The following is a 13991-nucleotide window of genomic DNA, read 5'->3' on the forward strand; positions in this document are numbered from 1 at the left end:
CCGTCTCCAATCTCGGCATGTTCGGCATCAAGGACTTTGCCGCCGTCATCAACCCGCCGCATGCGACGATCCTGGCGATCGGCGCCGGCGAGGAGCGGGCGGTGGTCAGGAACGGCGAGATCAAGATCGCCACCGTGATGTCGGTGACGCTGTCGACTGACCATCGTGCGGTTGATGGCGCGCTGGGGGCCGAACTGCTGGTCGCCTTCAAGAAGCTGATCGAGAATCCGATGGGCATGCTGGTCTAGGAAAGGGAAAGGCTGTGCGGATATTCTTCACCAGCCTTTTCGCCTTTTTGATTTCCGGCTTGGCCGGCGGCCTTATCGCGCAATGGTTGGCTGTCGCCACCGGCGCCGAGGAAGAATACATCATCGTCTTCATGTTCTCGGTGCTGGTGACTTTTGTCGCCACCTTCATCTTCTTCGTTGCGCAATTGACGAACGATCCGGTCGCGGCCGTTGCCAGGGCGGGCAAGTGGACGCTGATTGCCTTTGTGGCGCTTCTCGTCCTGCTGGTCGCGCTGATCCTCTACAGCGACAGCAGCGCCGCGAAAGACATACCGATGGTTGCCGGTCTCGGTCTGCCGGGCCTGGTGACGATCGTCATCCATTGGTTGTTCGTACGCTGGCGCGTGAAGCGCGGCGTGGCCGACACAAAGGCAGGTTGAACGGATGAAGACGGTGCTTTGTTACGGCGACTCGCTGACCTGGGGCTACAATGCCGAGGGCGGCCGTCATGGGCTCGGGGATCGCTGGCCAAGCGTCCTGCAAGCAGGCCTCGGCGAAGGCGTTCAAGTCGTCGCGGAGGGGCTCAATGGCCGCACCACCGCCTTCGACGATCATCTGGCCGGAGCCGATCGCAACGGCGCGCGGCTGCTGCCGACAGTGTTGACGACGCATGCGCCGATCGACCTGATCGTCATCATGCTCGGCGCCAATGACATGAAGCCATGGATCCATGGCAACCCGGTTGCCGCCAAACAAGGCATCCAGCGGCTGATCGATATCGTGCGTGGCCACGACTATCCGTTCGACTGGCCGGCACCGCAGATCCTGATCGTTTCGCCGCCTCTTGTCAGCCGCACCGAAAATGCCGACTTCAGGGAGATGTTCGCCGGCGGCGATGAGGCCTCGAAGCAGCTTGCGCCGCAATACGCCGCACTCGCCGACGAGGTCGGCTGCGGCTTCTTCGACGCTGGCACGGTGGCGCAAACAACACCTCTCGATGGCGTCCACCTCGATGCCGAGAATACGCGAAACATTGGCGAGGCGCTGACGCCGGTCGTGCGCGTCATGCTGGAATTGTGATTGAAGGAGAAACCCGTGGCTGAGAACTATGACGTCATCATCATCGGCTCCGGCCCCGGCGGCTATGTCACCGCGGTGCGTTCCGCCCAGCTCGGCTTCAAGACGGCGATCGTCGAGCGCGAGCATCTGGGCGGCATCTGTCTGAATTGGGGCTGTATTCCGACCAAGGCGCTGCTGCGGTCGGCCGAGATCATGCATTATTCCGATTATCTGAAGGATTATGGCCTGAAGCTCGATGGCGGCAAGATCAGTGCCGATACCGCCGCCGTCGTCGATCGGTCGCGAAAAGTGTCGCTCAGGCTCAATGGCGGCGTCGCCTTCCTGATGAAGAAGAACAAGGTCGACGTCATCTGGGGTGAGGCCAAGCTGACAAAACCAGGCGAGATCGTCGTCTCCAAGACGGCCAAGAAGCCGATGGAGCCGCAGCCTCCAGTGCCGAAAGGCGTCAAGGGCGAGGGCACCTACACCGCCAAGCACATCATCCTGGCGACCGGCGCCCGGCCGCGCGCTCTGCCCGGCATAGAGCCGGACGGCAAGCTGATCTGGACTTATTTCGAAGCCATGGTGCCGAAGGAGATGCCGAAGTCGCTGCTGGTGATGGGCTCAGGCGCTATCGGCATCGAATTCGCCTCCTTCTATCGCACAATGGGCGCCGAGGTCACGGTGGTCGAGCTGCTGCCGGCGGTGATGCCGGTCGAGGACGCCGAGGTCTCGAAATTCGCGCAAAAGCAGTTCGAGAAGCAAGGCATGAAGATCATCCTCGAGGCCAAGGTAACCAAGGTCGAGAAGGGGACGAACTCGATTACCGCGCATGTCGAGATGAAAGACGGCAAGGTCGAGAAGATCACCGCCGATCGCATGATCTCGGCCGTTGGCGTCCAGGGCAATATCGAGAACCTCGGCCTTGAAGCACTCGGTGTTAAGACCGAGCGCGGTTGCGTGGTCATCGACGGTTATGGCAAGACCAATGTGCTTGGTATCTACGCCATCGGCGATGTCGCCGGTCCGCCCATGCTTGCTCACAAGGCCGAGCACGAGGGCGTCGTGTGCGTCGAGAAGATCGCGAACTTCCCCGGTGTTCACGCCACGGACAAGCTCAAGATCCCTGGTTGCACCTACTGCAATCCGCAGGTCGCCTCGGTTGGACTGACGGAAGCAAAAGCCAAGGCCGAGGGCAAGGATATCCGCGTCGGCCGCTTCCAGTTCGGGGCCAACGGCAAGGCCATCGCGCTTGGCGAAGACCAAGGCTTCATCAAGACCATCTTCGACAAGAAGACCGGTCAGTTGCTCGGCGCACACATGGTCGGCGCCGAAGTCACGGAACTGATCCAGGGTTTTGTCGTGGCGATGAACCTCGAAACCACCGAGGAAGAGCTGATGCACACCATCTTCCCGCATCCGACGCTGTCCGAGATGATGAAGGAAAGCGTGCTCGACGCCTATGGCCGCGCCTTGAACGCATGATAGATTCCCCGCGGGAGACTCAGCTGTCAAAGCCGTGGGATCTCGACGGCGAGGCAGTTCGTTTCCGAATGCATTTTTACTGGCGCAAGGAGAAGGCATATGCACTTGAACGGCGTGGGCTGGATCGCAGCAATCATTATCGGCGGCCTGGCAGGCTGGTTGGCCGAAATGGTCATGAAGAGCAACACCGGCATATTCATGAACATTATCATGGGCATCGTTGGCGCGGTGGTGCTGAACGCAGTCTTGCAGGCGCTCAACATCGGCGTGTTCGGCGTCGGCTGGACCGCCTATCTGATCACCGGCTTCATCGGTGCCTGCCTGCTGATCTGGGTAGGTCGCCTGGTGCGCCGTTAGTCGATATCGTTTTCGGCTATGCGAAAACGGTTGTAGCGGCATGCGCCGCTGCAGCCTTTTTCTTTGTCCCGAAAAGTCCTAGATGACGTTAAGGTGACGATCGCCGACGGGCGGTCGCAAGAAAGGCCAGGGTTCAGATGGTCACTGTCCTCGACACGATCGCCAACGCGCCGCGGCTGCGGCATCCCGAGAAGGCCCACAAGCCCGACCAGGAGGTATTGCGCAAGCCGGACTGGATCCGCGTCAAGGCGCCGGTGTCGAAGGGATATGCCGAGACACGGGAGATCGTGAAATCGCACAAGCTGGTGACAGTATGCGAAGAGGCCGGTTGCCCGAACATCGGTGAGTGCTGGGAAAAGAAGCACGCCACCTTCATGATCATGGGCGAGATATGCACGCGCGCCTGCGCCTTCTGCAATGTCGCCACTGGCATCCCGACCGCACTCGACTCCGACGAGCCCGCGCGTGTCGCGCATGCCGTCAAGCAAATGGGCCTCAGCCACGTCGTCATCACCTCCGTTGACCGCGACGATCTCGACGATGGCGGTGCGCAGCACTTCGCCGATGTCATCCGTGCGATCCGGGCGGCAACGCCTCTGACGACGATCGAAATCCTGACGCCCGATTTCCTGCGCAAGGAAGGCGCACTGGAGATCGTCGTGGCGGCCCGGCCCGACGTCTTCAACCACAACCTCGAAACCGTGCCGTCGAATTATCTTAAGGTCCGGCCGGGCGCCCGCTATTTCCACTCGATCCGGCTGCTGCAGCGGGTCAAGGAACTCGATCCGTCGATTTTCACCAAGTCCGGCATCATGGTCGGCCTTGGCGAGGAGCGGAACGAAATCCTGCAATTAATGGACGATCTGCGTTCGGCCAATGTCGACTTCATGACCATCGGCCAATACCTGCAGCCGTCGAAGAAGCACCACCCGGTGATCCGCTTCGTCACGCCGGAGGAATTCAAGTCCTTCGAGACGATCGGCAGGACAAAGGGTTTCCTGCTGGTGGCATCGAGCCCGCTGACACGCTCTTCGCACCATGCCGGCGACGATTTCGCCCGGCTGCGCGCCGCGCGCGAAGCGCAGCTCCAGAAATTGGTCTAACGCCGGTTTCATGCCGAAATTCGAAGCCACCCGCCGCGTCGCCCACACGCCTGAGCAGATGTTCGCGCTGGTCGCCGACATCGAAACTTACCCGCAATTCCTGCCGCTTTGCGAAGCGTTGACGGTCCGCTCGCGCAAGGAGCGTGACGGCCGCACCATCCTCGTGGCCGACATGAGCATCGGCTATAAGGCGATCCGGGAGACTTTCACGACGCAGGTGCTGCTCAAGCCCGACGAACATGCCATCGACGTGAAGTATATTGACGGCCCGTTCAAATATCTGAGCAATGTCTGGCGGTTCGAGCCGGATGGTGCCGGTTGTGCCGTGCGCTTCTTCATCGACTATGAATTCAAGAGCCGCATCCTGGGTGCGCTGATGGGCACGATGTTCGATCGTGCCTTCCGCATGTTCGCCGAAGCTTTTGAAAAGCGCGCCGACATCATCTACGGCAAGAAACCGGCGGCCTGACTCTCGCCAAGCGCCTGCAAGCCGATCTCAAGTGCATGATGGACCGTTTCCCGGCGGATGAAGTCACGGCCATTGTCGGCAAACAGCTTGCGTTCAGCCGTCACGGGTCGGCCGTTCACCGCAACGCCAAACCAGACCAGCCCGACCGGCTTTTCCCTGGAACCGCCACCCGGACCGGCAATGCCGGTGACGGCCAGCGCCAGCCCGGCACGCGAACGGGCGAGCGCTCCGGCGGCCATCTCGATGGCTGTCTCGCCCGAGACCGCACCATGCACGTCGAGCGTGGCGGCGCGAACACCGAGCATGTCCATCTTGGCTTCATTGGAATAGGTGATGAAGCCGCGATCGACCACGGCGGAAGAACCGGCAATGTCGGTCAGCGCGGCGATGATCATCCCGCCGGTACAGCTTTCCGCGGTCGCCAGCATGATGCCGCGCTCCCGGCACGCCTCAAACAGGGCGGTTGCCAGTTCGCTGTTGGTCATTCCGGAACCTCGCCTGGAAACACCACACTGGCGGTGGCGATCGCCGCGATACCTTCCTCGCGGCCGACAAAGCCGAGCTTCTCGTTGGTTGTCGCCTTGACCGAGATGCGGTCGGCGGAAATGCCCAGCATCAGCGAAAGGACTGATGTCATCGCCTCGCGGTGCGGGCCGACGCGCGGCGCCTCGCAGATCAGCGTGATATCGGCATTGGCGATGCGTCCGCCGCGCTCCCGCACCAGTCTTGCCGCATGTTCGACGAATATCCGCGATGCAGCGCCTTTCCACTGCGGATCGGACGGAGGAAAGTGCGTGCCGATGTCGCCGGCCCCGCAGGTCGCCAGCAGCGCGTCGGTCAGGGCGTGCAGGCCGACATCCGCGTCGGAATGACCCGACAGTTTCCTGTCATGCGGGATGGCGACGCCACAAAGCGTAACATGGTCGCCGGGCTCGAAGGCGTGGACATCGTAGCCATTGCCGGTGCGGATATCGGGAAAGTGTGTCCGCTCGCTGGAAAGTCGCTGGTGCGCCATGGCGATGTCCCGTGCCCATGTGAGTTTGACATTGTCGGGCGATCCCGGAACGAGCTTTACCGGCATTTGCATCCATTCGGCGATCGACGCGTCGTCGGTAAAGTCGGATTTGCCGCTGTCATAGGCTTGCTCATGCATCGTCATGATCGCGAGGAAGGGAAAGCCTTGCGGCGTTTGCGCCGCGTGCAGCCCGCTCCTTGGCACCGTTTCGCCGACCATGCCGGTCGCCGATTCGCGTTTCAGCGTGTCGGCGACCGGCAGGGCGGGAAGCGCGCCTTCACGTTCGCCGATGGCCGCGATGGTGCGGTCGATCAGATCCATGTCGACAAAGGGGCGCGCGGCGTCGTGGATGAGGACCTTGTCCGGCGCGTAGCTTCTCAGCGCCTGCAGCCCGAGCCGAACCGAATCCTGCCTGGTCGCGCCTCCGGCAATTGCCGTTACCCGATCCGCATCGGTTCCGACCGCTTGCTGAAAAAGCTCGCGGTCCTCTGCATGGATCGCCACGACAATCCGGCCGATGAGTGGGTGCGCCAGAAAAATGTCTATCACACGAGCGATAACGGCGCGTCCGCCAATTCGTTGATATTGCTTCGGACCATCGGTTTGTCCGGCGCGCGCGCCGCGGCCGGCCGCGACGATAACCACCGCGACTTTGCCACCCGGATCCGGAGCCTGTTTTTCGGTTGCGCCAGTCATGCAGTCCGGTCCTAGTCGCGGCCAAGGCCGAAGGCCAGCATTTTCCCAATTGCGCCTTAATGTGGCGTCATTCCGCGTTGCACATTTCTCTCGATCTGGCTAGAGAATGTGCAACGAATGGACGTGCTTGGTTTTTGTGCATGGTTAACTTGACCGGATTGGCCCAGTCTCTCGACGTCGGCGGCGTCAGAATACTCAACCGCGTCTTCCTCGCGCCAATGTCGGGGATCACGGACGAGGCGTTCAGGCAGCGCGCCCATGGGCATGGCGCAGGCCTGGTGGTGTCCGAAATGGTGGCCAGCGGCGAACTCGCCAAGGGCAGGGCGGGTTGTGGCCTGCGGATACGCCATTCCGGACTGCCCGTCCACATGGTGCAGCTTGCCGGGCGCGAGGCAATGCATATGGCCGAAGGCGCGCGGATCGCCGCCGGCGAGGGCGCCGACATCATCGACATCAATATGGGCTGCCCGGCCAAGAAGGTCACCGGTGGCTATGCCGGTTCGGCATTGATGCTGGACCTCGACCACGCGCTCTCGCTGATCGAGGCCGTGGTGGGCGCGGTCAAGGTGCCGGTGACGGTCAAGATGCGGCTGGGTTGGGACGAAGGCGCACTCAACGCTCCTGTCCTGGCGCGCCGGGCCGAGCAGGCGGGCGTCAGGATGGTCACGGTCCATGGCCGCACACGCTGTCAGTTCTACCAGGGCAAGGCGGACTGGCGCGCCATCGCTCGCGTCAAGGAGGCTGTTTCCATTCCGGTCGTCGCCAATGGCGATGTCTGCTCCCCAAGCGAGGCAGCCGCCGTTCTCGAACAGTCCGGCGCCGATGCGTTGATGGTCGGTCGCGCCCATTATGGCGCGCCGTGGGTCGCCGGCGGCATCGCTGCGGCTGCCGGCGGGACATTTTCGCCCAGCATTCCCGAGACCGCGCAAGAGCTTACCGATTATGTCGTCGCCCACTACGAGGACATGCTGGCGCTTTACGGCATCGAGAGCGGCCTGCGCCAAGCGCGCAAGCATCTGGGCTGGTATCTCGACCGACATGCCGAGGGTGTCGCTGGCGAGAGTAGGAAAGCGATATTGACCGCGTCCGAACCGGCCCGCGTCATTGCCTTGCTGCGTGACGTGTTTTCGCGCGATCCGCAAACCTTGAACCTGCGGAGCGCCGCATGACCGCAACCCCTGGCCAAGGCGTTGAAATGGCGGATGCTGCCCAGATCGTGCTAAACACGATCCGCCGCCCGGTGATCATGATCAGCGAGGAAGGCTTCATCACCTTCGCCAATGCCGATGCCGAGGACTTCTTTCGCTCCAGCGCGACCATGCTGGCGCGCAACACCCTGTCCAAGCTCATACCCTTCGGCAGTCCGCTGCTGACACTGGTCGACCAGGTGCGCGAGCGCCGCGCGCCCGTCAACGAATATCGGGTCGACGTTTCGTCGCCGCGCCTCGGCATCGAAAAGGTCGTCGATCTCTATGTCGCGCCGGTACCGGAGTTTCCGGGCTCCGTCGTGGTCATGTTCCAGGAGCGGTCGATGGCCGACAAGATCGACCGGCAGATGACGCATCGCGGCGCCGCGCGCTCGGTGACCGGTCTGGCGGCGATGCTGGCGCATGAGATCAAGAACCCGCTCTCCGGCATCAGGGGGGCGGCTCAGCTGCTCGAGCTGTCCGCTTCCGATGAGGATCGCGCGCTGACGCGGCTGATCACCGATGAGACGGACCGTATCGTGTCGCTGGTCGACCGCATGGAGGTGTTTTCCGACGAGCGGCCGATCGACCGCTATCCCGTCAACATCCATGTGGTGCTCGATCACGTGAAAGCGATCGCAAAGAACGGTTTCGCTAGGAAAATCAAGATACTGGAGGACTATGATCCATCATTGCCTCCGGTGTTTGCCAATCGTGATCAGCTGATCCAGGTGTTCCTTAATCTGATCAAGAACGCCGCCGAGGCAATCGGTAGCGACCCCCAGGGCGAGATCGTGCTGTCCACCGCCTTCCGGCCCGGTATTCGCGTTTCGGTTCCGGGGACGCAGGACCGCGTGTCGCTGCCGCTGGAGTTCTGCGTGCGCGACAATGGTTCCGGCGTGTCGGAGGATATCCTGCCGATCCTGTTCGATCCCTTCATCACCACCAAGCCGAACGGCTCGGGGCTCGGGCTGGCGCTGGTCGCCAAGATCGTCGGTGAACATGGCGGCATCATCGAATGCGATTCGACGCCGCGCGCGACAACATTCCGGGTTCTGATGCCGGCCTGGAAGGAAACGGCGCTTGGCGCTGATCAAGACGGTGAAGGAGACCGCAAATGACCGTTCGCGGCAATATTCTGGTCGCCGACGACGACGCTGCGATCCGCACCGTTCTCAATCAGGCCCTGTCGCGTGTCGGTCACGAGGTGCGCGTCACCTCCAACGCGTCGACTCTGTGGCGCTGGGTGGCGGCTGGCGAGGGGGATCTCGTCATCACCGATGTCGTGATGCCTGACGAGAACGCTTTCGACATGCTGCCGCGCATCAAGAAGGCACGGCCGGAACTGCCCGTTATCGTCATGAGTGCCCAGAATACTTTCATGACGGCGATCCGCGCCTCCGAAACGGGCGCCTATGAGTATCTGCCGAAGCCTTTCGACCTGACCGAACTCCTTAACATCGTCAACCGCGCTTTGTCCGAGCCCCGGCGGCCGAAGATCGATGCCAGGCAAGAAGAGCCGCCCGAAACGATGCCGCTGGTCGGCCGTTCGGCAGCCATGCAGGACATCTACCGCATGCTGGCGCGCATGATGCAGACCGACCTGACGGTGATGATTTCGGGCGAATCGGGCACCGGCAAGGAACTGGTGGCGCGCGCGCTGCATGAATATGGGCGCCGTCGTGGCGGCCCGTTCGTTGCCATCAACATGGCGGCTATCCCGCGCGATCTCATTGAATCGGAACTGTTCGGTCACGAGAAGGGCGCCTTCACCGGCGCGCAGAGCCGCTCGACCGGTCGCTTCGAGCAGGCGGAGGGCGGCACGCTGTTCCTCGACGAGATCGGCGACATGCCGATGGAGGCGCAGACGCGCTTGCTGCGCGTCCTGCAGCAGGGCGAGTACACGACCGTCGGCGGCCGCACGCCGATCAAGACCGATGTGCGCATTGTCGCCGCCACCAACAAGGACCTGCGTACGCTGATCAACCAGGGCCTCTTCCGCGAGGATCTTTTCTACCGTCTCAATGTCGTGCCGCTCAGGTTGCCGGCCTTGCGCGAACGCTCCGAGGATGTGCCCGATCTGGTGCGCCATTTCTTCAAGCTCGGCGAAATGGAGGGGCTGCAGACCAAGCGCATCTCTTCCGGCGGCATCGAACTGATGAAGCGCTATCCCTGGCCAGGCAATGTGCGCGAGCTGGAAAACCTGGTCCGCAGGCTCGCCGCGCTTTATTCGCAGGACGAGATTTCCGCCGAGATCATCGAGACGGAGCTCAAGACGGGCGAACGCCCCGTGGTACCGGGTGGCGGCAACCTCATTCCCGACGATCTTTCCATCGGGCAGGCGGTGGAGCACTTCCTGCAGCGCTATTTCGCCTCCTTTGCGGGCGAATTGCCGCCTGCCGGTCTGTACGAGCGTATCTTGTCCGAAGTCGAATATCCGTTGGTGCTGGCTTCGATGACGGCAACCCGCGGCAACCAGATCAAGGCCGCCGAGCTCCTGGGACTCAATCGCAACACCCTGCGCAAGAAGATTCGCGAATTGGGCGTCAACGTTTACAAGTCCTCCCGCCAGACCTGAGCCCGCGCTGCATACAGGATCTTTTCAGGGGACCGACCGGGGAAAGAGTCCTGTAGTTGTCACACTTGTTGCATAATCGCCACAATGCGTTGCATAGATCGGACGCAATCACTGGCTCTAGACGGCGACATGGCTCCGCAGACACCTGTACTCAACAAACCGCTCTTCAGCGAACCTGGCGCGCGCGACGGGCGCCGGCTGCTGGCACTCCCCGGCGTGGTGGCGGTCGTCGGTGCCTTGGTCATGGCGGCTATTTCGTTCGCCATCCTGGTCGGTGCGACACCGATTGCGCCTGACGCCAAAACGACCTGGGCGCTGATCGCTCTCAACGCCGCCTTCGTGCTCTTCCTCATCGCGCTGGTTGGACGCGAGGTGCATCGCATCGTCATGGCGCGCCGGCATGGCAAAGCGGCTTCTCGGCTGCATGTGCGCATCGTTGCCATGTTCGCTCTCGTCGCCGCCATTCCCGCCATCATGGTGGCGATCATCGCCTCGATCACGCTCGATATCGGCCTTGATCGCTGGTTCGAAATTCGCACCAAGACGATCGTCAATTCGTCCCTGTCGATCGCCGACGCCTATGTGCAGGAGAACGCGCGCAACCTGCAGGGTACGACGTTGTCGATGGCCTACGATCTCGATGCGTCGCGAACGCTCTACGGCCTCGATCGCACCGGCTTTCTCGATCTCATGAACAAGGAAGCCGTGGGGCGCTCGCTGGCGCATGCCGCGCTGATCAAGCCCGATGGCTCCTTCGTCATGAGCGCCAAGACCGATGCCGATTTCGCCATGCCGGAACCGCCGGAAGGAGCGGTGGCCACCGCCACCGACGGCAAGCCGGTGCTGATCGAGCCGCGCACGCGCAACATCATGGGCGCCATCGTCAAGCTGCGCGAGCTCGATGGCCTCTATCTCTACACCATCCGTCTGGTCGACCCCGAGGTGATCAAGGCGCGGCAGATCGTCAGGTCCAACACCGACGAGTATCGCAATCTCGAGGACAACAGGCGTACCTCGCAAGTGGCGTTTGCGCTGCCCTATCTGTCGCTGACCCTGATCATCATCCTATCGGCAATCTGGACCGGCATAGCTGTTGCCGACCGGCTCGTGCGGCCGATCCGTCAGCTGATCGGCGCTGCCGACGAAGTCGCGACCGGCAATCTCGACGTCGCAGTGCCGGTGCGGCCATCCGATGGCGATGTCGCCTCGCTCGGCGACACGTTCAACAAGATGCTGCTGGAGCTCAAATCGCAGCGCAACGAGATCCTGTCAGCGAAGGACCTGATCGATGAGAGGCGGCGTTTTTCCGAAGCCGTGCTTGCCGGCGTCACCGCCGGCGTCATCGGCGTCGACCCTTACGGCATCATCACCATCGTCAATCGTTCTGCCGAATCGATGCTGGCCGTTTCCGCCAGCGCGGCACTTGGGCAGAATCTTTCCGCAATCCTGCCGCATGTCGGCCGCGTCTTCGAGATCGGTCGTAAATCCGGCAAGCCGGTCTACCGCGAACAGGTGACCTTCTATCGCGCCGGCGCCGAGCGGACCTTCAATGTGCAGGTCACCATCGAGGCAGGCGACGACGGCTCGGAGGAAAAATCCTATGTCGTGACCGTCGACGACATCACCGATCTGGTTCAGGCCCAGCGCTCATCCGCTTGGGCCGACGTGGCGCGGCGCATCGCCCACGAGATCAAGAATCCGCTGACGCCGATCCAGCTTTCCGCCGAACGCATCAAGCGCCGCTACGGCAAGGTCATCACCGAAGACCGCGAGGTTTTCGACCAGTGCACCGACACCATTATCCGGCAGGTGGAGGATATCGGCCGCATGGTCGACGAGTTCTCGGCTTTCGCGCGCATGCCAAAGCCCGAGATGAAGGCCATCGACCTGCGCGAATCGCTGCGCGAGGCTTCCTTCCTGGTCGAAGTCAGCCGCGCCGACATCACCTTCGAGCGGATATTCGGGAACGAGCCGCTCAAGGGAACGTTCGACAGCCGGCTGATGGCCCAGGCTTTCGGCAATGTGATCAAGAATGCCGCCGAGGCGATCGACGGACTGGAACATAAGGACGGTTCGCACGGCATAATCCGGATTCAAGCCGGCCGTCAGAATGGCGCGATTCGCATCGATGTCATCGACAATGGCAAAGGCCTGCCGCGCGAGAATCGCCAACGGTTGCTGGAGCCCTATATGACCACGCGTGAAAAGGGCACCGGGCTTGGTCTCGCTATCGTCAAGAAGATCGTGGAGGACCATGGCGGCAGGCTGGAACTCCATGACGCGCCTGCGGATTTCCACGGCGGGCGCGGCGCGATGATCAGCATCATCCTGCCGCCTGCAACCAGCGCGCTGCCGCGCGGCGAAACCAAGGCGGACCACGAAAGAGAAACTGAAAAGGTCGATAATGGCGTCTGATATTCTCATCGTCGATGACGAGGAAGACATCCGCGAACTCGTCGCGGGCATCCTGAGTGACGAGGGTCACGAAACCCGTACGGCATTCGATGCCGACAGCGCACTGGCGGCTATCGCCGACCGAGCACCGAGGCTGATCTTCCTTGATATCTGGCTGCAGGGTTCGCGTCTGGACGGCTTGGCGCTGCTCGACGAGATCAAGACCATGCACCCGAACCTGCCGGTAGTGATGATTTCAGGCCACGGCAACATCGAAACGGCGGTTTCCGCCATCCGTCGCGGCGCCTATGATTTCATCGAAAAGCCGTTCAAGGCCGACAGGCTGATCCTCATTGCCGAACGCGCACTCGAGACCTCGAAACTGCGCCGCGAAGTTTCCGACCTCAAGCTGCGCAGCGGCGAGACTTTCGATTTGATCGGCATGTCCTCGGCGATGAGCCAGTTGCGCCAGACAATCGAGCGTGTCGCGCCGACCAACAGCCGGGTGATGATCGTTGGCCCTTCCGGATCGGGCAAGGAACTGGCCGCCCGCGCCATTCATACGCTGTCGACGCGCAAGGGCGGGCCGTTCGTGACACTGAGCGCCGCCAATATCACGCCTGAACGCATGGAGATCGAACTGTTCGGCACCGAATCGAACGGGGTCGAACGCAAGGTGGGGGCGCTGGAGGAGGCCCATCGCGGCATTCTCTACATCGACGAAGTGGCCGACATGCCGCGCGAGACGCAGAACAAGATTTTGCGCGTCCTGGTCGAACAGCAATTCGAGCGGGTGGGCGGTACTAAGCGGGTCAAGGTCGACGTCCGCATCATTTCCTCGACCTCCCAGAACCTCGAGGCGATGATCGCCGACGGGCGTTTCCGCGAGGATCTCTACCACCGGCTCGCCGTGGTTCCGGTCATGGTGCCGGGACTGGCCGAGCGGCGCGAGGACATTCCCTATCTCGTCGACAACTTCATGAAGCAGATCGCCCGCCAGGCTGGCATCAAGCCACGCCGTATCGGCGACGACGCGCTGGCCGTGCTGCAGGCGCACAACTGGCCCGGCAACGTGCGCCAGTTGCGCAACAACGTCGAGCGACTGATGATCCTGGCGCGCGGCGAGGACGTGGACGCGCCGATCACCGCGGATCTGCTGCCGTCCGAAATCGGGGATGTCATGCCGCGCACGCCGAACCAGTCGGACCAGCATATAATGGCGCTGCCGCTGCGCGAGGCACGCGAACAGTTCGAAAAGGACTATCTGATCGCCCAGATCAACCGGTTCGGCGGCAACATTTCGAAGACAGCCGAGTTCATCGGCATGGAGCGTTCCGCCTTGCACCGCAAGCTGAAGTCGCTGGGCGTCTGACCCAATCCTCGGTGGCCCACGCGATTGTCCGTTACCTGCACGGCGGAAT

The 13991-nt window shown here is 62.2% G+C and carries 14 protein-coding genes; 12 read left to right on the forward strand and 2 right to left on the reverse strand.

Annotation, left to right across the window (positions count from 1 at the left end; all coding sequences use genetic code 11):
* From LB571_RS19795 to LB571_RS19825, 7 genes are all read left to right on the forward strand, one after another.
* On the forward strand, nt 1–248 hold a 248-nt coding region (locus tag LB571_RS19795; protein ID WP_224597208.1), incomplete at its 5' end, for a 2-oxo acid dehydrogenase subunit E2.
* Between the two features lie 14 nt (nt 249–262).
* Nucleotides 263–667 carry a hypothetical protein gene (locus LB571_RS19800; protein ID WP_224597211.1) on the forward strand — a complete coding sequence of 135 codons (405 nt, stop codon included), beginning with the start codon at nt 263–265 and terminating at the stop codon, nt 665–667.
* 4 nt (nt 668–671) lie between these two features.
* Nucleotides 672–1307 carry an SGNH/GDSL hydrolase family protein gene (locus LB571_RS19805; protein ID WP_015317930.1) on the forward strand — a complete coding sequence of 212 codons (636 nt, stop codon included), beginning with the start codon at nt 672–674 and terminating at the stop codon, nt 1305–1307.
* Nucleotides 1308–1322: 15 nt separating this feature from the next.
* Nucleotides 1323–2771, forward strand: a complete 1449-nt coding sequence (lpdA, locus tag LB571_RS19810) for a dihydrolipoyl dehydrogenase (protein ID WP_224597215.1) — start codon at nt 1323–1325, stop codon at nt 2769–2771.
* 99 nt (nt 2772–2870) lie between these two features.
* Nucleotides 2871–3128, forward strand: a complete 258-nt coding sequence (locus LB571_RS19815; RefSeq protein WP_140619600.1) for a GlsB/YeaQ/YmgE family stress response membrane protein — start codon at nt 2871–2873, stop codon at nt 3126–3128.
* A gap of 137 nt (nt 3129–3265) precedes the next feature.
* The gene (lipA, locus tag LB571_RS19820; RefSeq protein ID WP_224597218.1) at nt 3266–4231 is read left to right on the forward strand and encodes a lipoyl synthase; all 966 of its coding nucleotides are present in this window, start codon (nt 3266–3268) and stop codon (nt 4229–4231) included.
* 10 nt (nt 4232–4241) lie between these two features.
* Nucleotides 4242–4700, forward strand: coding sequence for a type II toxin-antitoxin system RatA family toxin (locus LB571_RS19825; RefSeq protein ID WP_023773674.1), 459 nt, complete (start codon nt 4242–4244; stop codon nt 4698–4700).
* Here the strand turns inward: LB571_RS19825 and LB571_RS19830 are convergent.
* Nucleotides 4676–5185, reverse strand: coding sequence for a CinA family protein (locus LB571_RS19830; protein WP_224597221.1), 510 nt, complete (start codon nt 5183–5185; stop codon nt 4676–4678). The genes LB571_RS19825 and LB571_RS19830 overlap by 25 nt on opposite strands.
* Nucleotides 5182–6411, reverse strand: coding sequence for a bifunctional 2-C-methyl-D-erythritol 4-phosphate cytidylyltransferase/2-C-methyl-D-erythritol 2,4-cyclodiphosphate synthase (locus LB571_RS19835; protein ID WP_224597223.1), 1230 nt, complete (start codon nt 6409–6411; stop codon nt 5182–5184). Before LB571_RS19835 ends, LB571_RS19830 begins: the two co-directional genes overlap by 4 nt.
* Before the next feature lie 140 nt (nt 6412–6551).
* Here LB571_RS19835 and dusB point away from each other — a divergent pair, with 140 nt between their 5' ends.
* From dusB to LB571_RS19860, 5 genes are all read left to right on the forward strand, one after another.
* Nucleotides 6552–7580: a tRNA dihydrouridine synthase DusB gene (gene dusB, locus LB571_RS19840; RefSeq protein ID WP_224597225.1), complete on the forward strand. Its 1029-nt coding sequence runs from the start codon at nt 6552–6554 to the stop codon at nt 7578–7580.
* Nucleotides 7577–8719, forward strand: coding sequence for a two-component system sensor histidine kinase NtrB (locus LB571_RS19845; RefSeq protein WP_140619608.1), 1143 nt, complete (start codon nt 7577–7579; stop codon nt 8717–8719). Before dusB ends, LB571_RS19845 begins: the two co-directional genes overlap by 4 nt.
* Nucleotides 8716–10176, forward strand: a complete 1461-nt coding sequence (ntrC, locus tag LB571_RS19850; protein ID WP_023783973.1) for a nitrogen regulation protein NR(I) — start codon at nt 8716–8718, stop codon at nt 10174–10176. The genes LB571_RS19845 and ntrC overlap by 4 nt, the downstream gene beginning before the upstream one ends.
* A gap of 84 nt (nt 10177–10260) precedes the next feature.
* Nucleotides 10261–12591, forward strand: a complete 2331-nt coding sequence (locus tag LB571_RS19855; RefSeq protein WP_411961428.1) for an ATP-binding protein — start codon at nt 10261–10263, stop codon at nt 12589–12591.
* On the forward strand, nt 12581–13942 hold the full coding sequence (locus LB571_RS19860; RefSeq protein ID WP_015317919.1) for a sigma-54-dependent transcriptional regulator: 1362 nt from the start codon (nt 12581–12583) through the stop codon (nt 13940–13942). The genes LB571_RS19855 and LB571_RS19860 overlap by 11 nt, the downstream gene beginning before the upstream one ends.
* Nucleotides 13943–13991 lie beyond the last annotated feature (49 nt).

It is taken from the genome of Mesorhizobium sp. BR1-1-4, assembly GCF_020165375.1.
In the GTDB taxonomy this organism is placed as follows: domain Bacteria; phylum Pseudomonadota; class Alphaproteobacteria; order Rhizobiales; family Rhizobiaceae; genus Mesorhizobium; species Mesorhizobium australicum.

Bases quoted from the DNA above. Each gene is read 5' to 3' on its own strand.
- LB571_RS19805 (WP_015317930.1), top strand. From the start codon at position 672: ATGAAGACGGTGCTTTGTTACGGCGACTCGCTGACCTGGGGCTACAAT.
- LB571_RS19815 (WP_140619600.1), top strand. From the start codon at position 2,871: ATGCACTTGAACGGCGTGGGCTGGATCGCAGCAATCATTATCGGCGGC.
- lipA (WP_224597218.1), top strand. From the start codon at position 3,266: ATGGTCACTGTCCTCGACACGATCGCCAACGCGCCGCGGCTGCGGCAT.
- LB571_RS19825 (WP_023773674.1), top strand. From the start codon at position 4,242: ATGCCGAAATTCGAAGCCACCCGCCGCGTCGCCCACACGCCTGAGCAG.
- LB571_RS19830 (WP_224597221.1), bottom strand. From the start codon at position 5,185: ATGACCAACAGCGAACTGGCAACCGCCCTGTTTGAGGCGTGCCGGGAG.
- LB571_RS19835 (WP_224597223.1), bottom strand. From the start codon at position 6,411: ATGACTGGCGCAACCGAAAAACAGGCTCCGGATCCGGGTGGCAAAGTC.
- dusB (WP_224597225.1), top strand. From the start codon at position 6,552: ATGGTTAACTTGACCGGATTGGCCCAGTCTCTCGACGTCGGCGGCGTC.
- LB571_RS19845 (WP_140619608.1), top strand. From the start codon at position 7,577: ATGACCGCAACCCCTGGCCAAGGCGTTGAAATGGCGGATGCTGCCCAG.
- ntrC (WP_023783973.1), top strand. From the start codon at position 8,716: ATGACCGTTCGCGGCAATATTCTGGTCGCCGACGACGACGCTGCGATC.
- LB571_RS19855 (WP_411961428.1), top strand. From the start codon at position 10,261: ATGCGTTGCATAGATCGGACGCAATCACTGGCTCTAGACGGCGACATG.
- LB571_RS19860 (WP_015317919.1), top strand. From the start codon at position 12,581: ATGGCGTCTGATATTCTCATCGTCGATGACGAGGAAGACATCCGCGAA.